This window comes from Amycolatopsis sp. NPDC023774, assembly GCF_040639695.1.
Taxonomy (GTDB): domain Bacteria; phylum Actinomycetota; class Actinomycetes; order Mycobacteriales; family Pseudonocardiaceae; genus Amycolatopsis.
Genome location: NZ_JBFAAJ010000012.1, coordinates 109,206 through 130,160, shown reverse-complemented (window position 1 = coordinate 130,160; position 20,955 = coordinate 109,206). Strand labels below are relative to the sequence as shown.

Here is a 20,955-nt window from a genome sequence, read left to right as displayed (position 1 = left end):
TTCCCGCACGGAAAGTCCCCTTCGCCGCGTTCAGGGATAGGATCGACTCCCCCAGACTCCGTCGCCGAGGGGAGGCCGCCGATGACCGAGGGTGTCCGGCTGCCGTGGCGCTCCGCCGCGCGCGCCGACCCGGTGCCGGTGCTCGCCGCGGCGCGCAAGATCACCGACGACCTCATCGACGGCCTGGCCGGCACCCACGCGCGGCGCGCGGCCCACGGGCTGCGGCGGCTGTTCGGCGTGGCCGGGCTGGGGCTCACGGACCTGTCGGGCTCGCTGCTGTGGTCGGGCCGGCCGGGGCCGGACGCCACCGTGGCCCACGTGCTCGACGAGGTGCTGCACAGCGAGGAGCCCGCTTCCGCCGACGGGGTGGCCGCGGTGCCGCTGCACGTCCACGACGAGCTGGCCGGCGCGTTGCTCGTGGTCGGCGCGCGAGGTTCGGAGGTGGTGCGGCAGGCGGCCGACGTCGTGGTGCAGGCGCTGGAACGCGGCCGGCTCGAGGCGTCGGCGGACCAGGCGGCACAGGCCGAGCTGCGGGCGTTGCGGGCGGAGATGTCGCCGCATTTCGTGTACAACGCGCTGACTGTGATCGCCTCGCTCGTGCGCTCGGAGCCGGACCGGGCGCGGGACCTGATGCTCGACTTCGCCGACTACACGCGCTACAGCCTGGCGCGGCACGGCGAGTACACCCTGGTGGCCGAAGAGTTCCGCGCGGTGGAGACGTACCTGGCGCTGCAGCGCGCGGTGCTGGGCGAGCGGCTGAAGGTGCAGGTGCGCGTGGCGCCGGAGGTGCTGGCGGTGGCCGTGCCGTACCTGGTACTGGAGCCGCTGGTGGAGAACGCCATCCGCCACGGCATCGAGCCGCGCGCGACCACCGGCCTCGTGCAGGTCCACGGGCAGGCGGAAGGGAACGACTGCGTGATCAGCGTGGAGGACGACGGGGTCGGCATGGACCCGAAACTGGCCACCGACATCCTCGCCGGCCGGGTGGCCGAGGGCAGCGGTCTCGGGCTGGCCAATGTGGACAGACGGCTGCGCAACGTCTACGGCGCCTGGTACGGGCTGACCGTGGAGACGGAAGTGGGTGCCGGCACGCGCGTGGTCGTGCGGGTGCCGCGGTTCCAGCCGGGGGTGCTGCCGTGAGCGGGCTGCGGGTTCTGGCAGTCGACGACCTGGCGCCGGCGCTGGACGAGCTGTGCCGGATGCTGCGCGAGGCACCGGAGGTCGGCGAGGTCGTGGGCGCGGGTGACGCGCTGCGGGCGCTGAAGCTGTTGCAGGCGGACCACTTCGACGCGGTGTTCCTCGACATCTCCATGCCGGGCCTCGACGGGCTGGAGCTGGCGACGCTGCTGGCTCGCCTGTCGGAGCCGCCGGTGATCGTGTTCGTGACCGCGCACGACGGCCACGCCGTGGCGGCGTATGGCATCGGCGCCGTGGACTACCTGCTCAAACCGGTGCGGACGGAACGGCTGGCTGCGGCGTTGGCGAAGGTCGTGCGCATGGCGCCTTCGCAGGCCCAGCGCGCGGTGCCCGACGCGATGGCCGCCCTCCCGGTCGACGCGGGCGGGCGCACCCGGTACGTCCGCCGCGACGACGTGTTGTTCGTGGAGGCCCACGGCGACTACGTCCGCCTCCACACTCGCGGCGGGGTGCACCTCGTGCGCATGCCGATCTCGCGGCTCGAGGAGTACTGGGAAGGGACCGGCTTCACCCGCGTGCACCGCGGTTATCTGCTGTCGGTATCCGCCGTGCTGGAACTGCGCAGCGACACCACGGGTGGGTTGCTGGCGCACACACCCGTCGGCGACGTGCCGGTGAGCCGGCGGCACGCGCGGGAGCTGCGAGACCGGTTGCTGGAAGCGGCGCAGCAGGGGCAGCTGGGATCGTCCTGGTGAGCGCGGTCTTGGGGAGGGCGCCGTGAGCCGGGTCCGGCGGGTCGCCGTGACGAGCCCGCAGACGCGCCTCGCCCGCTCCCGCAGGCAGGCGCGCGGGCGGTGGCGGATGCCGCGGCTGAGGGCGTCCGACGCCGAACGCGCCGCCGTCCTCTACCGGGCGCAACGCAGACGCGGCATCCCCGCGCTGGTCGCCATGTTCGTGCTCGTGCTCGGGCTGCCCGTGGTGTTCGCCGTGGCACCAGGGCTGGACGCGGTGCGGGTGTGGGGCATTCCGTTGTCCTGGCTGATGATCGCGCTGCTCCCCTACCCCGTGATGGCCGCGCTGGCGCGGTGGCAGCTGCGGCGCGCGGAGAAAGCCGAGGAGCGGTAGATGGACCTCGTGCTGGCGGTGACGCCCGTCGTGCTCATCACGCTGCTCATCGGCGTGCGCGGGGTGGCCGCGATGCGCACTACGTCGGACTTCCTGGTGGCGTCGCGGCGGATCTCGCCGTTCGTGAACTCCGCGGCGGTATCGGGGGAGTACCTGTCGGCCGCGTCGTTCCTCGGAGTGGCGGGGCTTGTGGTGAAGGACGGGGTCGGCGCGCTGTGGTACCCGGTCGGGTTCACGGCGGGGTACATCGCGATGCTCGTGCTCGTCGCGGCGCCGATGCGGCGGTCCGGGGCGCTGACGGTGCCGGACTTCGCCGAAGCGCGCTTGGCCTCGCCGGCGCTTCGGCGGATCGCGGCAGTTGTGGTCCTGGTGATCGGCACGATCTACGTCGTGCCCCAGTTCCGCACGGCCGGGCTGGTGCTCACGGCCGTGGGCGGAACGCCGTACTGGGTCGGCGTGGTCATCGCGGGCACGGCCGTGAGCGTCACCCTCGCGCTGGGCGGCATGCGCGCGGCGACGTACGTGCAGGCGTTCCAGTTCTTCCTGAAGCTGCTGCTGTTCCTCGTGCCCGCGCTGTGGCTCGTGCTGCACGTGAGCGACGCCGACCGCGACGCGGCGCTCACCCCCGTCGAGTTCACCCGCTTCACGCACGAGACGCCGGTGGACTTCGAGCACGACGTGACCGTGGTCCTGCGCGAGCCCACCACGATCGTCACCGCGACCGGGCCGCGCACGCTCCCGCCGGGCGAACTGACCGTCCACAGTGGAGAGCGCCTGGTCTTCGCCACCAACGCGCCCGTGCCCGACGTCAGCGACGGCGCCGCGCTCGGTGGTCCAGACTGGCAGCGGCCGCTGCTGGACCTCGACAAGGGTTATCCGCTGCTCGGCACGTGGGCCGTGCTCATCGCGACGATGCTCGGGACCATGGGCCTGCCCCACATCCTGATGCGCTTCCACACCAGCCCGGACGGCCGCGCCGCCCGCCGGACCGCCGCGATCACCGTGGCGCTGCTCGGCGTGTTCTACCTGTTCCCCGGCGTCTACGGCGTGCTCGGCCGCGTGCTGGTGCCGGAGATCTACCTTTCCGGCGACACGGACACGGTCGTCGTCGCGCTGCCGGCGCAAGTGGACACCGGCTGGGCCGGCGAGCTGTTCACGGCGCTGCTCACCGCGGGCGCGTTCGCGGCGTTCCTGGCGACGTCGCTGGGCCTGCTGCTGGTGATGTCGGGCGCCATCGCCTACGACCTCATGCCCGGCGGCCTGCGCCGCCTGCGCGTGACCGTGGTGTTCGCCGCCGCGGCGATGGTGGTGCTCTCGCTGCCTTCGGCGCAGCTCGACGCCGGGGTGCTCGTGACGTGGGGCTTCACCGTGGCCGCGTCGACGTTCTGCCCGCTGCTCGTGCTCGGCATCTGGTGGCCGCGCCTCACGGCCGCGGGCGCGATCAGCGGCGTGGTCACAGGGCTCGTCGCGTCGTCCGGCTCGATCCTGTTCGCCCTGGCCGGGCCTCGGCTCGACGGCTGGGTGGCGATCTTGGTGTCACAACCGGCACCCTGGTCGGTACCACTCGCGTTCGGCGTCATGGTGGCCGTCTCCCTGCGCGGCCGCCCGCCGTCCTGGGCCGGCGCGGCGATGCTCCGCCTGCACCTCGACGAGCGAGCACCCGGCCCGGAGCCGCCCCATTCGTCCGCACCCGCTTACCGTTCGTCGACCGTTCGTCGTGTCGCCCGGCGTTTGAACCGCTGACGCTTCCACCCCAGCGCCGGGCTCCCTAGTGTGGCGCGGACCACAATCCGCAGCGTCGCGAGGGAGTGACCATGAGTCCCACCGACTCCGGCGTGTCCGACGGCTCGCCGGACACCTGGGAGCAAGTCCAGGAGAGCGCTGAGTTCAGGCAGCTACGCCACCGCCTGCGCAGCTTCGTCTTCCCGATGACCGCGCTGTTCCTCATCTGGTACCTGCTGTACGTGCTGTTGGCGGATTACGCACACGGCTTCATGAGCACGAAGATCGCCGGCAACTTCACGGTTGGCCTGCTGTTCGGCCTGCTGCAGTTCGTGTCGACGTTCCTCATCACGTGGCTGTACGTGCGCTACGCCAACCGGAGGCTCGACCCGCTGTCCCAGCGGATCCGCGAAGACATCGAGAGCCCGGCCGCGAAGGAGTCCGAATGAACACCCTCGCCGCAGGCGTCGAAGGCAGCAACCCGACGCTGAACATCATCATCTTCGCGGTGTTCGTGGCGATCACGCTCGTGATCGTGTTCCGCGCGAGCCGCAACACCAAGACGGCGTCCGACTACTACGCCGCCGGACGCGCGTTCTCCGGCCCGCAGAACGGCATCGCGATCAGCGGTGACTACCTGTCGGCCGCTTCGTTCCTCGGCATCGCGGGCGCCATCGCGATCTACGGCTACGACGGGTTCCTCTACTCGATCGGCTTCCTCGTGGCCTGGCTCGTCGCACTGCTGCTGGTCGCGGAACTACTGCGCAACACCGGCCGGTTCACGATGGGCGACGTGCTGGCGTTCCGCATGAAGCAGCGCCCGGTGCGCGCCGCGGCGGCGATCTCGACGCTGATCGTGTCGTTCTTCTACCTGCTGGCGCAGATGACGGGCGCCGGTGGCCTGGTCGCCCTGTTGCTGGGCATCGAGGGCAAGACCGCGCAGTCGGTGGTCATCGCCATCGTCGGCGTGATCATGATCGCCTACGTGCTCATCGGCGGCATGAAGGGCACCACGTGGGTGCAGATCATCAAGGCGGCGCTGCTCATCATCGGCGCGCTCGTGATGACGCTGTGGGTGCTCGCCAAGTACGGCTTCAACTTCTCGTCGCTGCTGCAGGGTGCCGTCGACAAGGCGGGCGCGGCCGGCGAGACGCTGCTCGGGCCGGGCAAGCAGTACGGCGCCACGGGAACGTCCAAACTGGACTTCTTCTCGCTCGGCATCGCGCTGGTGCTCGGCACGGCGGGCCTGCCCCACGTGCTGATGCGCTTCTACACCGTGCCCACGGCCCGCGACGCCCGCCGTTCGGTGGTCTGGGCGATCGTGCTGATCGGCGTGTTCTACCTGTTCACGCTGGTGCTGGGCTATGGTGCCGGTGCACTGGTCGGGCCCGACGACATCAAGGCCGCGCCCGGCGGCGTGAACTCGGCGGCGCCGCTGCTGGCCCTCTACCTCGGTGGCCCGGTGCTGCTGGGCCTGGTCTCGGCGATCGCGTTCGCGACGATCCTCGCTGTGGTGGCCGGCCTGACGATCACCGCGTCGGCGTCCTTCGCCCACGATGTGTACGCGAGCGTGGTGAAGAAGGGCAAGCCGCAACCCGGTTCGGAAGTACGCGTCGCCCGGATGACCGCCGTCGTGATCGGGGCTGTCGCGATCGCCGGTGGCATCCTGGCCAACGGGCAGAACGTGGCGTTCCTCGTGGCGCTCGCCTTCGCCGTCGCGGCCTCGGCCAACCTGCCGACGATCCTGTACTCGCTGTTCTGGAAGCGGTTCAACACGCAGGGTGCACTGTGGAGCATCTACGGCGGCCTGATCATCTCGATCGTCCTGATCGTCTTCTCACCGGCGGTGTCCGGCAAGCCGATCGACGTGAAGACGGGCAAGAGCCCGTCGATGCTCCAGGGCGTGGACTTCCACTGGTTCCCGCTCGACAACCCGGGCCTGGTGTCCATCCCGGCCGCATTCCTGCTCGGCTGGCTCGGGACGGTGTTGTCGAAGGAACACAACAAGAAGAAGTACGCGGAGATGGAGGTCCGCGCCCTCACGGGTGTGGGTGCGGAGAAGGCTGTGAAGCACTGAGTTGCCCCGTAAGAGCGGGCCGGGACTGTTCAGTCCCGGCCCGCTTTTGTGCTGGGGGACTTACAACCCGAGCGGCAGCACCAGCTCCAGGTCGGTCTTGCGCACCGGCGTTCCGTCGACCGTGGGGCCGTCCTCGGTCGGCTCGATGCCCCCGGCGGCGACGCGGTCGAGGGTGCGCAGGCCGAGGGGGCCGACGGTGCCGAACACGGTGTAGTCGGGCCGCAGGGTGGAGTCGCCGTAGACGAGGAAGAACTGGCTGCCGTTGGTGTCCGGGCCGGCGTTGGCCATGGCGACCAGGCCACGGGCGTAGATCCGGCCCGGACCCGACGGGTTGGTGGTCGAGGGCGGCAGGTCGGTGGGCAGTTCGTCGCGGAAGCGGTAGCCCGGGCCGCCTTCGCCAGTGGCCGTCGGGTCGCCGCACTGCAGGACCTGCAGCGTCGGGTACGCGGTGAGGCGGTGGCAGGTCGTGTTGTTGAAGAAGCCGTGGCGGGCCAGGTGCAGGAAGCTCTGCACCGCGCACGGGGCTTCGCCGCGGTCGAGCTTCAGCGGCAGCAGCCCCTGGTTGGTGATCACGGGGACGTCGACCTTGCCGCGGTCGGGGGTGTGCTGCGGGTCGGGCGGCAGGGGCACGGGACGGGCGACGGGACGGGCGGCGGGCTCGTCCGGCGTTTCGGTGTACTGGCAGGCGCCGTGGGTGGTGCTGGGCGCAGCGGCTTGCGTTGCGTGCGCCGCCGGGGTGAACGCGGCGCACAGCGCACCGATGGCCAGGGTGGTGACGAGGAGCCTCTTCATGCGGTAACCCTCCCAGTGAGGAGGGCAGTATACGAACGGTCCGGACCATTCGGCGCCCGGCGAAAGTCGGGCGCTCACGAAACGCTGACCGGCTCCTGACAACCGTTCCCTAGCGTCCCCGGTCATGATCACTCGCCTCTTCCTCAGCGTCGTGACCGCCGCCGCGGTGGCGACCGCGCTGCCCGCGGTCGCGTCGGCCGCGACCGGACCGGTCGTGCAGCCCCTGGCCGTGTCCGCGGCCGACCGGCAGGCCGTGCTCGACTACTGGACCCCGGAACGGATGAACGCGCTCACTCAGCCCTCGTCGGACAACCCGCCGACTGGCGGCCCGGACGGCGCGCCGTGGACCACCAGCAACGCCGTGTCCAAGACCGTCGGCCGGCTCTTCTTCACCGACCACGGCGAAGATTCCAGCTGTACGGCCACCGTGGTGGACAGCGCGAACCGCAGCACCGTCGTCACGGCCGCGCACTGCGTGAACAACACCGACCTCCTCGCCGAGAACAACCAGTGGACGCGCACTCGATGTTCATCCCGGGCTACCACGACGGGCAGGCGCCGTACGGGAAGTTCGTCGGCCGCTTCGGCGTGGCGGACCGCAGGTGGCTCGCGAACGACCAGATCGACGCGCAGAAGTTCGACACCTTCGACCAGGCTTTCGTTGTCCTCAACCACGGCACGGACGGCGTTTCCGTGCAGGACAAGGTGGGCGCGGCGCAGAAGATCGGCTTCGATCGGCCGGGCAGCGCTGACGTCTACCAGTTCGGCTACCCACGCGCCTCAGCCGATCCCACGCGCGAAGGCCTGCCCGAATACACGGGCGCGCGCCTGGCGTTCTGCACGGGCCCGACGCGCGAGTGGCCGGGCACCCCGGACTTCCCCGACTCGCCGAACCAGTGGGGCACGGCGTGCGTCATGGGCGGCGGCTCCAGCGGCGGCCCGCGCCTGCGCGACTTCAACCCGAAGACCGGCCTCGGCACGGTCGTCGGCGACAACACGGAAGCGGGCTTCTTCGACGCCGCGGGCAAGCCGTGCGAGCGCGATGCGGGGTGCGCGCGGTACCTGGTGGGGCCGCAGTTCAGCACCGCGGTGACGAAGCCGTTGTTCGAAACGGCACAGCACGCCTGACCCGGGTGAGCGAGAAAGGCCGGCAGCCGTGGAGGCTGCCCGGCCTTTCGCCGATCCAAGAACTACTTCGCCGCCGGAACGCGCAGCAGCAGCGCGTCACCCTGACCGCCACCGCCGCAAAGGGCCGCGGCACCGAGGCCACCACCGCGACGGCGCAGCTCGTGGATCAGGTGCACCGCCAGCCGGGCGCCCGAGGCGCCGATCGGGTGGCCCAGGGCGATGGCGCCGCCGTTGACGTTGACCTTCGACGGGTCCAGGCCGAGCTTTTCGCTGGCCACCACGCCGACCGCGGCGAACGCCTCGTTGATCTCCACCAGGTCGAGGTCGCCGACGTCGAGCTTGGCCTTCGCCAGGGCCTTGCGGATGGCGTTGGACGGCTGCTCGTGCAGCGACGCGTCGGGGCCGGCGACGACGCCGTGGGCGCCGATCTCGGCCAGTGGCGTGAGGCCCAGCTGGGCGGCCTTCTCGGGGCTGGCGACGATCACGGCCGCGGCGCCGTCGGAGATCTGCGAGGACGAGCCGGCGGTGATGGTGCCGTCGGAGGCGAAGGCGGGGCGCAGCTTGGCGAGGCCGTCGACGGTGGTGTCGGCGCGGACGCCCTCGTCGGTGGAGAAGACAATCGGGTCGCCCTTGCGCTGGGGGATGGTGACGGGCGCGATCTCCTCGCGGAAGAAGCCGGCCTCGATGGCGGCGGCGGCGCGCTGGTGGGAGCGCGCGGAGAACTCGTCCTGCTGCTCACGCGTGACGCCGTAGCGGGCGTTGTGCTTCTCCGTCGAGGCACCCATGGCGACCTGGTCGAAGGCGCAGAAGAGGCCGTCGTAGGCCATGTGGTCGAGCATCGTCACGTCGCCGTACTTGAAGCCGCCGCGGGACTTCGGCAGCAGGTGCGGAGCCTGCGTCATCGACTCCTGGCCGCCGGCCACGACGAGGTCGAACTCGCCGGCGCGGATGAGCTGGTCGGCGAGCGCGATGGCGTCGAGGCCCGAGAGGCACACCTTGTTGATCGTGAGCGCCGGCACGTCCATCGAGATGCCCGCGGCCACGGCGGCCTGGCGGGCCGGAATCTGGCCGGCTCCCGCGGTGAGGACCTGACCCATGATCGTGTACTCGACCTCGGAGGGCGAAACCCCGGCCTGCTCCAGCGCGGCCTTGATCGCGATGCCGCCGAGCTGCGCCCCGGTGAAGTCCTTCAGCGAGCCGAGCAGCCGCCCGATGGGGGTACGGGCCGCACCCAGGATCACGGAACCGGACACGTCGTCCTCCCAAGAATTCTGAACACCTACCGTCTCATGACTGTACCTGGGCCCGCGGCTTCTTGATGGAGCCAGTGTGAGGGGGCGCACGTGGGTTTTCAGGGGGCTTCACCAGGGTGGTGGCCCTTATCCTGCCTCCATGAACACTGAGTCCATGCCAGCCGTGCTCACCCCGTTCGTGACCGCGATCGACCACGTCGGGATCGCGGTACCCGACCTCGACGAGGCGATCGCCTTCCACAAGGAGCACTTCGGCCTGGAGGTCGCGCACGAGGAGGTGAACGAGGAGCAGGGAGTCCGCGAAGCGATGCTGCGTGCGCCCGGCACCGCGGGCACCGAGACGATGATCCAGCTCCTCGCGCCGCTGCGCGACGACTCGACGATCGCGAAGTTCCTCGGCCGCAACGGGCCCGGCCTGCAGCAGCTGGCCTTCCGGGTGTCCGATGTGGACGCCGCCGCGGCCGCGCTGCGCGAGCAGGGCCTGCGGCTGCTGTACGACGGCGCCAAGCGCGGTACCTCCGACAGCCGCGTGAACTTCGTGCACCCCAAGGACGCCGGCGGCGTGCTCGTGGAGCTGGTGGAGCCGGCCGCGCACTAGGGGGCTCTGGTTTTCCGTTGGCCTGCGGTCGCCAGGTGTCGCGGCGCTGAATGCCCAAGTCGGTGCAGGTGGTCTGCCAGGTGGTTTTGCGGTGCACCCAGGCCGTGTCGGTGAGCTCTCGTTCGATGGGATTGCCCACGCTGGTGAACCAGGAGCGAGCGCGACGGACGAAGGCGGCGCAGGTGGCTGCGGTCTCGTTGGAACGGATCTCGGTGCAGGCCAGGCGAGAACGATCCTGAAGAGCGGGGTGCAGGAACGCGTCACCATCCGGCCGCGGTTGCGGCGCCCTCGGCGTCCGCGGGTCCGTTGCCCGCCGTCGTCGGGAAGACGCCCGAGCCTCCACCTCGACGTGGACGAGTTCGCCAAGTCGGGCTCGTTCACAGCGGCGTCCGGGTTCACCGGTGGCGCGGTCACAGGCGGCCAAGGACGGATTGCCGTGACGGCGTGGCACCGCATGTGCGGTCGGGATCGCGACCTCGGTGCGCATGGCCGGCCGGCCCGATCTTGTGCTCGCGCCGCAACGCGTCGGCCTGGCTCTCGATGAGGTCGGGAGCCTGGGTTCGGGCTGCGGCGCGGCCGACGGGCGCGGTCGGTCCTCCCCCGCCGCCCCGCTCGTGCGGTAACGCTCGGGCCAGCGCGACGCCGCGGTGTGCGGGACCTGGAACCGCTCAGTGTCCTACGCCGCAACGGCCAACACCGAAACTCGAGGTCCTCACCCAGCTCAAGATCATCACAGCCGTATCGTCGCGTCACCGAGGTGCCCGAACACAGCTAGAGCTCTCGGTTCTCGGGCTCCCGCGCCTTGGCCGACAGCGCGTTGGCCAGGAAGGTGAGCTCGCCGTCGAACTCGGCGGGGCGGTCGTCGCCGGAGTGGCGGGCCGTGGCGTGACGGTGGCTCACCGCGCGGGCGAGCAGGCCCGAGGCGCTGTCGAGGTCGGCGACGGCGAGGCGCCCGCCCGTGGCGCCCACGATCACCGAGCGGACCAGGCGCACGAGGTGCTGGAAGCGTTCTCCGAGCGCGTCCCGAACCACGTAGTGGGTGTCCGCTTCGCGCCACAGCACGTGAGACAAGCCGAGCGAGCCGGTGAAGCGGCGGTCGAGCTCCGAGACGAGCCGCCGCAGCGACCCGGCGAGGTCACCGGGCACCACCACCGCGGCGGGCTCGATGTTCTCGTCGGGCAGCCGCGCGACCAGCGCCGCCAGCAGGTCGGGTTTGCGGCGGAAGTAGTAGTGGACGAGACCCTTCGGCACCCCGGCGCGCTCCGCGATGCGGGACGTCGGGGTGGCGTCGAAGCCGGACTCGGCGAAGAGCGCTTCGGCCGCGCAAAGGATCCGCTCCTTCGCCGAGTCATCCGTCATGTCAGCTCCTTCAGTGCGGCATCGCCGTCCGATGGGCGGCGGTCGCCATCGGCATCGCGGCGGCGCCGGCGATGATCGTGAGCGCACCGGCGACCCAGGACGTCCAGGACGCCCCGTTGAACTCGGTGTACCCCATCACCCACGGCGCGATGAACAGCAACACCCCGAGGACGATCTGGATGCCCTCGCCGTAGACGACGCCGGGCGCCGCGAGCGACACCAGGCCGTCGATGGCGATCAGCGCACCGAGGATCACCATCGTCCACATCGTCATCGTGTCCGTGCTCAGCCAAAGGGGTGAAAGAGCGGCGACAACACCGATGACGACCTCGGCCCAGTCGTGGGGCCGAGTCCAAGCGCGCGTCGAGACTTCACTCATTCGTGCTCACCTCCGCAGAGAACCTGCTGTTCAGGAAGTTTCCCTGCTTCGAGCATGCGCCTTGATTGGCCGGCCGGTCAAGATCTGTCGGTCACAGTTGCGCACAACCGGTTCCGGCGGGGTTTTCGGCCATCGGGCTACTGTGTTCCGCCGCTCGGCGCAGGCTCGTCCGGACACCGTGGGTGCTCACCCGTCCGTGACCCCGTAGCGGCTACGGTAGGACCATGAGCCTTGGCGAGGAACGGGAGCTTGTGCCGCTGGGAGCCGGCTTCGACGTGGCGAAGCGCGGGTACAGCCGAGCGCAGGTCGACGAACATCTGGAACGGCTCGACGCCGACCTGAAGATGCTCACCGGCGACCGCGACGCCGCCATCGCCCAGGCGGGTGATCTGGCCCGGCAGCTGGAGATCGCGCGCGGTGAGATCGCCGACCTGCGCGGGCAGGTCGACCGGCTGGCGCAGCCGCCGACGAGCGTCGAGGGCCTGTCCGAGCGCTTGCAGCGGATGCTGCGCCTGGCGCAGGACGAGTCCGCCGACACCCGGGCGCGCGCCGAGGCCGAGGCCGGCCACATCCGCGCCAAGGCGGAGACCGACGCCAGCGCCATGCGCGCGCGGTACGAGCAGTTGCTCACCGAACTCGACCTGCGCCGCAAGGAGATGGAAGCCGAGCACCGCAAGGTCCTCGAAGACGCCCGCGCCGAAGCGAAGTCGATCACCGACAAGGCCGAGGCCGAGCGCAACAAGCTCGACGCGGAGTCCGAGGCCCGCCGCACGCAGGTCGAAGAGGACTTCGAGATCGCCATGGCCGCCCGCCGCACCGAGGCGATGCGCGTGCTGGCCGAGCAGGAGGCCGCGTCGAAGGCCGAAGCCGAGCGTCGCGTGCGCGAAGCCGCCGAGGACGCCGCCGCCATTCGCGCCAAGGTGCTGGAAGAAGAAACAGCGGCCCGCGCCGACATCGAGCGCCGTCAACGCGAATCCGTCGCCGACGCGAACAAGCGCAAGCAGGACTCGATCACCGAGGCCAACGCCCGCCTCGCCGAAGCCGCCGACGAGGCCCGCCGCCGCGTCCGCACGGCCACCGACGAGTCGAACCGCCGCATCACACAGGCCAACGAGCGCGTCGAGGCGCTGCGCAACGTCCGGACCAGCCTGGCCGAACAAATACGCCAGGCGCGCACGGTGCTGGCGGAGGCCCACCACGTGCTCGGCGAGACCGACACGGTGGTGCCGGCGGACATCAGGGCTTCCATCGAGCCGAAGACCCCGGTCCCGGCTGCCGCTCCCGCTGCTTCGGGTTCGGGTTCGGCCGAAGGCGACGTCGAGAAGACGGTCCGCCTGCGCACGAGCGACGTCCCCAAGCCCAAGGCCCAGTCCTCGTCCCGCCCGGCCGGCAAGCCCACCGGCGACTGACGCCCGGGTCCAGCCCACGAACGGCGTCAGGCAGCCCGGGTCCACGACCCGGGTTGCCCGCTGTCCCGGCCAAGCGCAATCGCGCCTGCCGACACCTCCGCCCCCGCGCCTCGACCGCGCCGGCACCGCGCGCCGTGCCGCCCCACCACTCACCTCGGGCCGGCACGCACCCGAAGCAACAGATCGAGCCACTGGGTCCAGTAGGCAACCACGGCCCGAGATCGCGCCAGCGTTCGGACCGAACCACCCGGCCCTCAACGCAACCACAACGCGAAATCACGCCAGCGTTCAGACCGAACCACCACGCCCTCGCCGCAACCACAACGCGAGATCGCGCCGGTGTGGGGATCGAGCGGTGCGATCGGCCACCAGGCCGATCCGACCGCTCGATCCCCACACCGGCTCAAAGGCGATCTCGCACGCCCCGGCGGAGCCGGGGCAGACAACACAGCCAGGCAACACAGCGAAGCAAGCAACTGGCGAGTAACCTTCCCCCGACAAGAGGGGCAGTGGCGCCCCGATTCGAGATCGCCGGGAGGTTTCGGATGGCTGTCTATCGGACCGTGGTGGTGGGGACGGACGGGTCGGACTCGTCGTTCGCCGCGGTGGATCGGGCGGCGGGGGTGGCCGCGGATGCCGAGGCGAAGCTGGTCGTGGTGTGCGCGTACTACCCCGCCAGCAAGCACGACGTGGAGCAGGCGCAGGATGAGCTCGGCGACGAGGCCTACCAGGTCGTCGGGTCAGCGCCGGCGGAGGACACGTTGCAGAGCGCGCGCGACCGCGCCGCGAAGGCCGGGGCGAAGGACATCCAGACCATTGCCGTGAACGGTGAGCCGGTGCACGCGCTGCGCAAGGTCGTGCACGACACGTCGGCCGACCTGCTGGTGGTGGGCAACCGCGGCCTCAACACGCTCGCCGGGCGGATCCTCGGCTCGGTGCCGGCGGAGGTGGCGCGCAAGTCCGGGGTCGACGTGCTGATCGTGCACACGACCTGACCCGTGGCCGGCTCCCCTGACCTGCAGCAACGCCTCGAGAAGCTCCTCCTCGGCGGCCCGCGCAAGTACACGCGCCTCGATGTCGCAGCGAAGGCCGGCGTGCCCGAAGAACGCTCGCGTCGCCTGTGGCGCGCCCTCGGGTTCGCCGCGGCGGACGACGACGAGGTGGTCTTCACCGACGCCGACGTGCAGGCCATGCGCACCGCAGACCAGCTCGTGGCGTCCGGGCTCGTCGAGCGCAACCTCGAGGTCGCCGTGACGCGCGCGCTCGGGCAGCACCTGTCGCGCCTGGCCGAGTGGCAGGTGCACATGCTGTGGACGCTCATCACCGAAAATCCGGACCTCGACGACCGCCAGGTCACGCGGCTCGTGGAACGCCTGCTGCCCGAGCTGGAACAGGTGCAGAACTTCGTGTGGCGCCGCCACCTCGCCGCCTACGCCGGGCGCGCGTTCGCCACGGACGAGGACCTCGAGGCGCGGCCGCAGATCGTCGGGTTCGTCGACATGGTGGGCTACACGAAGATGACCCGCCAGGTCGACGAGGACGAGCTCAGCCACGTGCTCGACGCGTTCGAGTCGCTGGCCGCGGGCGTGATCGCCGACCACCGCGGGCGGATCGTGAAGATGATCGGCGACGAGGTCTTCTTCGTCACCGACTCCCCCGAGTCGGGTGCCGAGATCGCGTTGGCCCTGACCGAACGCGCGTCGGCCTCCGAGGACCTGCCCGCTGTCCGCGCCGGGCTCGCTTCCGGGCGCGTGCTGGCCCGCTTCGGAGACGTCTACGGCTCGGTCGTGAACCTCGCGGCGCGGCTGACGTCCGTGGCCCGGCCGGGCACGGTGCTGGTCGACCGCGAGCTGGCGGCCGCGCTCGAACCCCTGCCCGAGTACGAGCTGCGGACGCGCCGGCCCGTCGCCGTGCGCGGGTACAGCCGGCTGCGGCCCTCGGCGTTGCGGCGGGCGCAGGACCGGCCGTCGGGGATGTTCGCGGCGGCGCAGGAACGCGCGGCCGAGGCCATGGGCCTGGTCGAGACGACCCGGGCCGCGACCGAACCGGACCGCCCCGACGATCTCACGCCGGGTTCAGGCCGGGGCCGGCGGCGCAGGCACTGATCAGGCGTCGTAGTCCACCGTCACGCGTTCACTCGCCGGGTGCGACTGGCACGTGAGCACAAAACCGGCGTCCACCTCGGCCTTCTCCAGCGCGAAGTTGCGCCGCATGTCCACGGCGCCATCGGTCACGCGCGCCCGGCAGGTGCCGCACACCCCACCCTTGCACGCGAACGGCAGGTCCGGCCGGAATTTCTGCGCACCGTCCAGAATGGACGATTCCTGCGGCAGGCTCATCGTGGTCGAGCGGCCGTCGAGGATCAGCGTGACCTCGGAGGCGGCGCCGGCCACCGCCGGGTCGACGTGCTTGACCGGCTCCGGCGGCACGTCGTCCACGTAGAACAGTTCCTGGTGCACGCTCGACTCCGGCACGCCCAGGGCCGTCAGCACCTCCTGCGCCCCGGCGACCATCCCGAACGGCCCGCACAGCCAGAAGTGGTCCACCGACTCCACCGGCACCAGCGAGCCGAACAGCGCGCGCAGCTTGTCGGCGTCGAGGCGGCCGGTGAACAGCTCGGCCTCGCGCGGTTCGCGCGAGAGCACGTGGATGAGCTCGAGCCGCGCCGGGTAGCGGTCCTTCAGGTCGGCCAGCTCGTCGGCGAACATCACGGTGTCCGTGCGGCGGTTGCCGTACAGCACGGTGACGGTGGCATCCGGCGTGGCGAGCAGCGAAGCGACAATCGACAGGACCGGCGTGATCCCTGAGCCGGCCGCGATCAGCACGTGGTGACCGCCCGCGGTCAGGTCCGGCGTGAAGGTCCCGGTCGGTGCGGAGACCTCGACGACGTCACCCGGGCGCACGTCCTGGACGAGCCACGACGAGAACACGCCCTCGGGCACCAGGCGCACGCCGACCCGCGGCCGCTGACCGGCGGGAGCGCAGATGGAGTACGACCGGCGCTCGTCGCGGCCGTCGACGGTGCGGCGCAAGGTCAGCGACTGGCCAGGCGCGAAGGCGAACGTCTGCGCGAGCTCCTCCGGGACGTCGAAGGTCACGGCGACCGCGTCGTCGCACAGCCGCTCGACGTCGGCCACCCGCAGGGAGTGGAAGCCGGTGCGCCGGGAAATCGTGCTGGTCAACTCAGATCTCCTTGACGTGTTCGAACGGTTCCAGGCACGCGCGGCACCGGCGCAGCGCCCGGCACGCGGTGGCGCTGAACCGCGACTGCTCCTCGGTGTCGAGCGAACCGCAGTGCGGGCACGCGATGCGCGACACGGGCGGTGACAACGTGAGCGGCACCGGTCCACTCGCACGCCGCGGCGCCGCACCCGGCGGCGCGATGCCGGCCTCGGCGAGCTTGCGGCGCCCGTCGGCCGAGATCCAGTCCGAGGTCCAGGCCGGTTCGAGCACCGTGCGGATCTCGACGTCCGAGTAGCCGGCGCCGAGCAGCGCGTGCTCCAGGTCGTCGCGCATGGTGTCCATGGCCGGACAGCCGGTGTAGGTGGGGGTGATGGCCACCGTCACGCGACCGTCCTCTTCGGACACCGAACGCAACACGCCGAGATCGGCGAGTGTCAACATCGGCAGTTCCGGGTCGGTCACCGTGGCGGCCACCGCCAGCGCGGTGTTCGATGCCGCCTCCGCCGGAAAGAGCACGTCGGCGGTCACCATGTCGCGTCCGGCATCGCCCGCGCCACGCTCTGCAGCTGCGCCAGCAGGAACCCCATCTGCTCAGTGTGGACCCCGTCGCGACCGGTCCGCCCGGACACGCCGGCCACGGCTCCCGCGGTCGGGCGTTCCAGCGTCGCCGCGGCCAGCACCTGGTCGAGGACGACGTCGAACTCCGGTCGCAACGTCGCGGCGTCCGCCAGCTCCAGCGGGTGCGTCTTGAACAGCTCGTCGACGTAGGGCCACACCGCGTCGAAACCCTCCTGCATCCGCTCGTGCGAGAGCGGAGTGCCGTCGCCCAGGCGGACGACCCACTGCGCCGCGTAGTCGCGGTGGTAGGCGAGTTCCTTGACGCCCTTGGCCGCGATCGCCGCGAGTACCGGGTCGCCACTGGACTCCAGCTGCTGCAGCAGCGCCAGCCGCCAGGTGGAGAACACGAGCAGCCGCGCCATCAGGTGGCCGAAGTGGCCCCCGCCGAGCTCCGCGAGCCGGACGTTGCGGAACTCGTGCTCGGCCCGCAGGAACGCGAGTGTGTCCTCCGAGCGGTCGGTCCCGTCGGCCTTGCCGGCGCGCGCCAGCAGCAGGCGGGCCTGGCCGAGCAGGTCAAGGCCGATGTTGGCGATCGCCACCTCGTCCTCGAGCTCCGGCGCATTGGTGACCCACTCTTGCAGACGGTGCGAGAACACCAGCGCGTCGTCGCCCAGCATCAAGCAGTACGCCGCCAGCGAAGCGGCGTCCACCCCCGGGGGCACCGAAGTGTCCACACCGGACAGCGGGTCGGCGAAGCCGGTGCCGAAGGCCCACCGGGCGTCGTTGTCCTCGGTGATGGCCTCATAGACGTTGTCGAAGGACATCAAGGCCTCACATGTGCGGAACGTTGTCGGGGATGTCGTAGAAGGTCGGGTGCCGGTAGACCTTGTCGCCGCTGGGTGCGAAGAACGGGTCCTTCTCGTCCGGCGAGGACGCGGTGATGTCCGACGCCTTCACGACCCAGATCGACACGCCCTCGTTGCGGCGCGTGTACAGGTCACGGGCGTTGTGCAGCGCCATCTGGTCGTCCGCCGCGTGCAGCGAGCCCACGTGCACGTGGTTCAGCCCGCGCTTCCCGCGCACGAACACCTCGTACAATGGCCAATCGTGCTTCACAGCGAACCTTCCTTCTTGGCAGCGTGCGCAACCGCGGCTTCCCGAACCCAGGCACCGTCGTCGTGCGCCTGCTTCCGATGAGAAACGCGCTGCTTGTTGCACGGACCGTTGCCCTGCAGCACGTTCTTGAACTCGTCCCAGTCGACGGCACCGAAGTCGTAGTGCTCCCGATCGGCGTTCCAGCGCAGGTCCGGGTCCGGGAACGTGACGCCCAGCGCCTCCGCCTGCGGCACCGACATGTCGACAAAGCGCTGCCGCAGCTCGTCGTTGGTGTGCCGCTTGACCTTCCAGGCCATGGACTGCGCGGTGTTCGGCGACTCCGCGTCGGGCGGGCCGAACATCATCAGCGACGGCCACCACCAGCGGTTCACGGCCTCCTGGACCATGTCCCGCTGCTGCTGCGTGCCGCGCATCATCGTCATCAGCAGCTCGTAGCCCTGCCGCTGGTGGAACGACTCTTCCTTGCAGATCCGGATCATCGCCCGCGCGTACGGCCCGTACGAGCTGCGGCACAGCGGCACCTGGTTGCAGATCGCCGCGCCGTCCACCAGCCAGCCGATCACACCGACGTCGGCGAAGGTCAGCGTCGGGTAGTTGAAGATCGACGAATACTTCTGCCGGCCGGTGATCAGCTTGTCGGTGAGATCCGCGCGGTCGGCACCCAGCGTGGCCGCGGCCGAGTACAGGTACAGGCCGTGGCCGGCCTCGTCCTGCACCTTCGCAAGCAGGATCGCCTTACGCCGCAACGAAGGCGCACGCGTGATCCAGTTTCCCTCGGGCTGCATGCCGATGATCTCCGAGTGCGCGTGCTGCGCGATCTGGCGGATCATCGTCTTGCGGTAGCCCTCGGGGACCCAGTCGCGCGGCTCGATGCGCTGGTCGCGCTCGATGGTGTGCTCGAAGTGCTCGAGCAGGTCTTCCTGGGAAACGGTTGCGGTCACGGCTGCTCCTTCGAAACGAGCGTGAGCACGTCGTACTTCGCCACGGAGTCGCCGGTCTGGTTCACGACGTCGGCGGCCCAGCGGACCTCGCCGTACTCCTGGTCGATGCGCGGGGTGATCTGCTTGGCGGTCAGCGTCACGGTGAGCGCGTCGCCTTCCTTGACCGGCGTGAGGAACCGCAGGTTCTCCAGACCGTAGTTGGCGAGCACCGGGCCCGGCTCCGGCGAGACGAACAGGCCGGCCGCGAACGACACCACGAGGTAGCCGTGGGCGACGATCCCGCCGAACAGCGGGTTCGCGGCCGCGGCGGCCTCGTCGGTGTGGGCGTAGAAGGTGTCGCCGGTGAACTCGGCGAAGTGGTCGATGTCGGCGCGGGTCACCGTGCGCGGACCGGCCACCACGGAGTCACCGACGCGCAGCTCGGCCAGCGACTTGCGGAACGGGTGGCCACCCTCGACGCGCGGCGCGCCCTCGACCCACCGGCCGGTGACGGTAGCGAGCACCTTCGGGCTGGCCTGCACGGCCGTGCGCTGCATGTGGTGCAGCACGCCGCGGATGCCGCCCAGCTCCTCACCACCGCCGGCGCGACCGGGCCCGCCGTGCACGAGCTGCGGCATCGGCGAGCCGTGGCCCGTCGACTCCTTCGCGTCGTCGGCGTCCAGCACCAGCAGCCGGCCGTGGTACGGCGCGACGCCCAGCACGATCGTCCGCGCGAACTCCGGGTCGCCGGTCACGATCGACCCGGCAAGGCTGCCGCCGCCGCGCGCGGCGAACTCGATGACCTGCTCGATCGAGGTGTAGGGCATCAGCGTGGACACCGGCCCGAACGCCTCGACCTCGTGCGGCTCCGAACGCTGCGGGTCGGCCTTCAGCAGCACCGGCGACAGGAACGCGCCGGTCGACTCGTCGGCGCCGACGACGTCGACGTGCTCCGGATCGCCGTAGACGACGCTGCCCGCGTCGAGCAGGGCCTTGAGCGAGCGGCGGACCTCTTCACGCTGCTCCAGGCTGGCCAGCGCACCCATGCGCACGCCCTCGGCGGTCGGGTTGCCGACCACGACCTGCGCCAGGCGCGCGCTCGCGGCCTCGGCGACGTCGTCGAGCATCTCCGCCGGCACGAACGCGCGGCGGATCGCGGTGCACTTCTGACCCGCCTTCACGGTCATCTCCGTGACCAGCTGCTTCACGAACAGGTCGAACTCCGGCGTGCTCGGCCGCGCGTCGGGCGCGAGGATCGAGCAGTTCAGCGAGTCGGCCTCCGCGTTGAAGCGCACGGAGTTGCGCACGACCGCGGGGTGCGCGCGCAGCTTCTGCGCGGTGGACGCGGAACCGGTGAACGACACCAGGTCCTGCGCGGTCACGTGGTCGAGCAGGTCGCCGACGCTGCCGGCGATGAACTGCAGCGAACCCTCGGGCAGGATGCCGGACTCGATGATCAGCTCGACCAGCTTCGCGGTGAGGTAGGCGGTCTGGCTCGCGGGCTTGATCAGGCTCGGCACACCGGCGAGGAACGCGGGCGCGAACTTCTCCAGCGGCCCCCACACCGGAAAGTTGAACGCGTTGATCTGGATCGCGACGCCGTGCAGCGGTACGGCGACGTGCTGCGCGACGAAGGTGCCGCCCTTGCTCAGCGGCTCCACCGCGCCGTCGATGTACACGGTGTCGTTGGGCAGCTCGCGCTTGCCCTTCGACGCGTAGCTGAACAGCACGCCGATGCCGCCGTCGACGTCGAACTTCGAATCGCCCAGCGTGGCGCCGGTGCGCGCCGACACCGCGTAGAGCTCCTCGCGGTGCTCGCGCAGGTGGGACGCGAGAGCCTTGAGCAGGGCCGCACGCTGGTGGAACGTGAGCTCACGCAGGGCGGGGCCGCCCACGCGGCGGCCGTAGTCGAGCGCGCCGGCGAAGTCGACGCCGGTCGACGAGACGCGGGCGACCTCCTCGCCGGTCGCCGCGTCGTGCAGCGGCGCACCCTCGTCCGTCGCCGTGTGCCAGCCGCCGGAGACGTAGCTTCTGAGCAAAACCATGCTGACCCTCTCGCCGTGCCGCGCGTAAGGCACCCGCGCGCAATTACCAACCGGACGTTCAGTAATTCCATCGTAGCGGCTCCCGCTCCTGATCGGAAGTCCTGGTGCTTGACAGGGAACCTATGGCACATCTTTACTAGCCGCGGGCCTGGAT

The 20,955-nt window shown here is 70.7% G+C and carries 22 protein-coding genes; 11 read left to right on the top strand and 11 right to left on the bottom strand.

Translation table 11 applies throughout. The features are described 5' to 3' along the window. Nucleotides 1-81 precede the first annotated feature (81 nt). The 6 genes from AB0F91_RS24690 (at nucleotide 82) to AB0F91_RS24665 (ending at nucleotide 6,061) form a co-directional block, all read left to right on the top strand. The gene (locus AB0F91_RS24690) at nucleotides 82-1,140 is read left to right on the top strand and encodes a histidine kinase (protein ID WP_360600879.1); all 1,059 of its coding nucleotides are present in this window, start codon (nucleotides 82-84) and stop codon (nucleotides 1,138-1,140) included. Continuing rightward, nucleotides 1,137-1,892, top strand: a complete 756-nt coding sequence (locus AB0F91_RS24685) for a LytTR family DNA-binding domain-containing protein (protein WP_360600877.1) — start codon at nucleotides 1,137-1,139, stop codon at nucleotides 1,890-1,892. The genes AB0F91_RS24690 and AB0F91_RS24685 overlap by 4 nt, the downstream gene beginning before the upstream one ends. A 22-nt stretch (nucleotides 1,893-1,914) precedes the next feature. Further along, entirely contained in the window at nucleotides 1,915-2,262 is a 348-nt protein-coding gene (locus tag AB0F91_RS24680) for a hypothetical protein (RefSeq protein WP_360600875.1), read from the top strand. Then, nucleotides 2,263-4,005: a cation acetate symporter gene (locus AB0F91_RS24675; RefSeq protein WP_360600873.1), complete on the top strand. Its 1,743-nt coding sequence runs from the start codon at nucleotides 2,263-2,265 to the stop codon at nucleotides 4,003-4,005. A 71-nt stretch (nucleotides 4,006-4,076) separates the two neighbouring features. After that, entirely contained in the window at nucleotides 4,077-4,433 is a 357-nt protein-coding gene (locus tag AB0F91_RS24670; RefSeq protein ID WP_360600871.1) for a DUF485 domain-containing protein, read from the top strand. Further along, nucleotides 4,430-6,061, top strand: a complete 1,632-nt coding sequence (locus tag AB0F91_RS24665; RefSeq protein WP_360600869.1) for a cation acetate symporter — start codon at nucleotides 4,430-4,432, stop codon at nucleotides 6,059-6,061. The genes AB0F91_RS24670 and AB0F91_RS24665 overlap by 4 nt, the downstream gene beginning before the upstream one ends. Nucleotides 6,062-6,121: 60 nt before the next feature. Here the strand turns inward: AB0F91_RS24665 and AB0F91_RS24660 are convergent, their stop codons facing one another. Beyond that, nucleotides 6,122-6,853, bottom strand: coding sequence for a peptidylprolyl isomerase (locus tag AB0F91_RS24660; RefSeq protein ID WP_360600867.1), 732 nt, complete (start codon nucleotides 6,851-6,853; stop codon nucleotides 6,122-6,124). Nucleotides 6,854-7,147: 294 nt separating this feature from the next. Next, entirely contained in the window at nucleotides 7,148-7,339 is a 192-nt protein-coding gene (locus AB0F91_RS24655) for a hypothetical protein (RefSeq protein WP_360600865.1), read from the bottom strand. A 24-nt stretch (nucleotides 7,340-7,363) separates the two neighbouring features. On the opposite strand from AB0F91_RS24655, the gene AB0F91_RS24650 reads away from it, so the two are divergent. Then, nucleotides 7,364-7,981, top strand: a complete 618-nt coding sequence (locus tag AB0F91_RS24650; RefSeq protein WP_360600863.1) for a hypothetical protein — start codon at nucleotides 7,364-7,366, stop codon at nucleotides 7,979-7,981. 62 nt (nucleotides 7,982-8,043) lie between these two features. Here AB0F91_RS24650 and AB0F91_RS24645 read toward each other — a convergent pair whose 3' ends face one another. Further along, nucleotides 8,044-9,234 (bottom strand): acetyl-CoA C-acetyltransferase, encoded by a 1,191-nt coding sequence (locus tag AB0F91_RS24645; protein WP_360600861.1) that lies wholly within the window; start codon nucleotides 9,232-9,234, stop codon nucleotides 8,044-8,046. Nucleotides 9,235-9,373: 139 nt separating this feature from the next. Between AB0F91_RS24645 and mce the strand changes: the two genes are divergently transcribed. Then, a complete protein-coding gene (gene mce, locus AB0F91_RS24640; RefSeq protein WP_360600859.1) occupies nucleotides 9,374-9,832 on the top strand; it encodes a methylmalonyl-CoA epimerase in 459 nt (152 codons plus the stop codon). 771 nt (nucleotides 9,833-10,603) lie between these two features. Here the strand turns inward: mce and AB0F91_RS24635 are convergent. Beyond that, entirely contained in the window at nucleotides 10,604-11,191 is a 588-nt protein-coding gene (locus AB0F91_RS24635; protein WP_360600857.1) for a TetR/AcrR family transcriptional regulator, read from the bottom strand. Between the two features lie 10 nt (nucleotides 11,192-11,201). Then, entirely contained in the window at nucleotides 11,202-11,570 is a 369-nt protein-coding gene (locus AB0F91_RS24630) for an SPW repeat protein (protein WP_360600855.1), read from the bottom strand. A 224-nt stretch (nucleotides 11,571-11,794) separates the two neighbouring features. Here AB0F91_RS24630 and AB0F91_RS24625 point away from each other — a divergent pair, with 224 nt between their 5' ends. From AB0F91_RS24625 to AB0F91_RS24615, 3 genes are all read left to right on the top strand, one after another. Further along, nucleotides 11,795-12,979: a chromosome segregation protein gene (locus AB0F91_RS24625; protein WP_360600853.1), complete on the top strand. Its 1,185-nt coding sequence runs from the start codon at nucleotides 11,795-11,797 to the stop codon at nucleotides 12,977-12,979. 545 nt (nucleotides 12,980-13,524) lie between these two features. After that, nucleotides 13,525-13,974, top strand: a complete 450-nt coding sequence (locus AB0F91_RS24620; protein ID WP_360600851.1) for a universal stress protein — start codon at nucleotides 13,525-13,527, stop codon at nucleotides 13,972-13,974. Between the two features lie 3 nt (nucleotides 13,975-13,977). Beyond that, on the top strand, nucleotides 13,978-15,084 hold the full coding sequence (locus AB0F91_RS24615) for an adenylate/guanylate cyclase domain-containing protein (RefSeq protein WP_360600849.1): 1,107 nt from the start codon (nucleotides 13,978-13,980) through the stop codon (nucleotides 15,082-15,084). On the opposite strand, the gene paaE is transcribed toward AB0F91_RS24615, so the two are convergent. Genes paaE through paaZ form a run of 6 tightly spaced genes read right to left on the bottom strand, consistent with a single transcriptional unit; the run spans nucleotide 15,085 to nucleotide 20,801 of the window. After that, nucleotides 15,085-16,161 carry a 1,2-phenylacetyl-CoA epoxidase subunit PaaE gene (gene paaE, locus AB0F91_RS24610; protein WP_360600847.1) on the bottom strand — a complete coding sequence of 359 codons (1,077 nt, stop codon included), beginning with the start codon at nucleotides 16,159-16,161 and terminating at the stop codon, nucleotides 15,085-15,087. It abuts the gene before it with no gap. Between the two features lies 1 nt (nucleotide 16,162). Beyond that, nucleotides 16,163-16,693, bottom strand: a complete 531-nt coding sequence (gene paaD / locus AB0F91_RS24605; RefSeq protein ID WP_360600845.1) for a 1,2-phenylacetyl-CoA epoxidase subunit PaaD — start codon at nucleotides 16,691-16,693, stop codon at nucleotides 16,163-16,165. Continuing rightward, nucleotides 16,687-17,544, bottom strand: a complete 858-nt coding sequence (paaC, locus tag AB0F91_RS24600; RefSeq protein ID WP_360600843.1) for a 1,2-phenylacetyl-CoA epoxidase subunit PaaC — start codon at nucleotides 17,542-17,544, stop codon at nucleotides 16,687-16,689. The genes paaD and paaC overlap by 7 nt, the downstream gene beginning before the upstream one ends. A 7-nt stretch (nucleotides 17,545-17,551) precedes the next feature. Continuing rightward, entirely contained in the window at nucleotides 17,552-17,836 is a 285-nt protein-coding gene (gene paaB / locus AB0F91_RS24595) for a 1,2-phenylacetyl-CoA epoxidase subunit PaaB (protein ID WP_220246877.1), read from the bottom strand. After that, nucleotides 17,833-18,777 carry a 1,2-phenylacetyl-CoA epoxidase subunit PaaA gene (gene paaA / locus AB0F91_RS24590; protein WP_360600841.1) on the bottom strand — a complete coding sequence of 315 codons (945 nt, stop codon included), beginning with the start codon at nucleotides 18,775-18,777 and terminating at the stop codon, nucleotides 17,833-17,835. Before paaA ends, paaB begins: the two co-directional genes overlap by 4 nt. Further along, nucleotides 18,774-20,801 (bottom strand): phenylacetic acid degradation bifunctional protein PaaZ, encoded by a 2,028-nt coding sequence (paaZ, locus tag AB0F91_RS24585; RefSeq protein WP_360600839.1) that lies wholly within the window; start codon nucleotides 20,799-20,801, stop codon nucleotides 18,774-18,776. The genes paaA and paaZ overlap by 4 nt, the downstream gene beginning before the upstream one ends. Between the last annotated feature and the right edge of the window lie 154 nt (nucleotides 20,802-20,955).

Excerpts from the sequence above, each read along its gene's own strand:
- AB0F91_RS24660 (WP_360600867.1), bottom strand. The coding sequence starts at position 6,853 with ATGAAGAGGCTCCTCGTCACCACCCTGGCCATCGGTGCGCTGTGCGCC.
- AB0F91_RS24690 (WP_360600879.1), top strand. The coding sequence starts at position 82 with ATGACCGAGGGTGTCCGGCTGCCGTGGCGCTCCGCCGCGCGCGCCGAC.
- AB0F91_RS24675 (WP_360600873.1), top strand. The coding sequence starts at position 2,263 with ATGGACCTCGTGCTGGCGGTGACGCCCGTCGTGCTCATCACGCTGCTC.
- AB0F91_RS24620 (WP_360600851.1), top strand. The coding sequence starts at position 13,525 with ATGGCTGTCTATCGGACCGTGGTGGTGGGGACGGACGGGTCGGACTCG.
- paaC (WP_360600843.1), bottom strand. The coding sequence starts at position 17,544 with ATGTCCTTCGACAACGTCTATGAGGCCATCACCGAGGACAACGACGCC.
- AB0F91_RS24665 (WP_360600869.1), top strand. The coding sequence starts at position 4,430 with ATGAACACCCTCGCCGCAGGCGTCGAAGGCAGCAACCCGACGCTGAAC.
- AB0F91_RS24630 (WP_360600855.1), bottom strand. The coding sequence starts at position 11,570 with ATGAGTGAAGTCTCGACGCGCGCTTGGACTCGGCCCCACGACTGGGCC.
- mce (WP_360600859.1), top strand. The coding sequence starts at position 9,374 with ATGAACACTGAGTCCATGCCAGCCGTGCTCACCCCGTTCGTGACCGCG.
- AB0F91_RS24635 (WP_360600857.1), bottom strand. The coding sequence starts at position 11,191 with ATGACGGATGACTCGGCGAAGGAGCGGATCCTTTGCGCGGCCGAAGCG.
- AB0F91_RS24625 (WP_360600853.1), top strand. The coding sequence starts at position 11,795 with ATGAGCCTTGGCGAGGAACGGGAGCTTGTGCCGCTGGGAGCCGGCTTC.
- paaD (WP_360600845.1), bottom strand. The coding sequence starts at position 16,693 with ATGGTGACCGCCGACGTGCTCTTTCCGGCGGAGGCGGCATCGAACACC.
- AB0F91_RS24670 (WP_360600871.1), top strand. The coding sequence starts at position 4,077 with ATGAGTCCCACCGACTCCGGCGTGTCCGACGGCTCGCCGGACACCTGG.
- paaZ (WP_360600839.1), bottom strand. The coding sequence starts at position 20,801 with ATGGTTTTGCTCAGAAGCTACGTCTCCGGCGGCTGGCACACGGCGACG.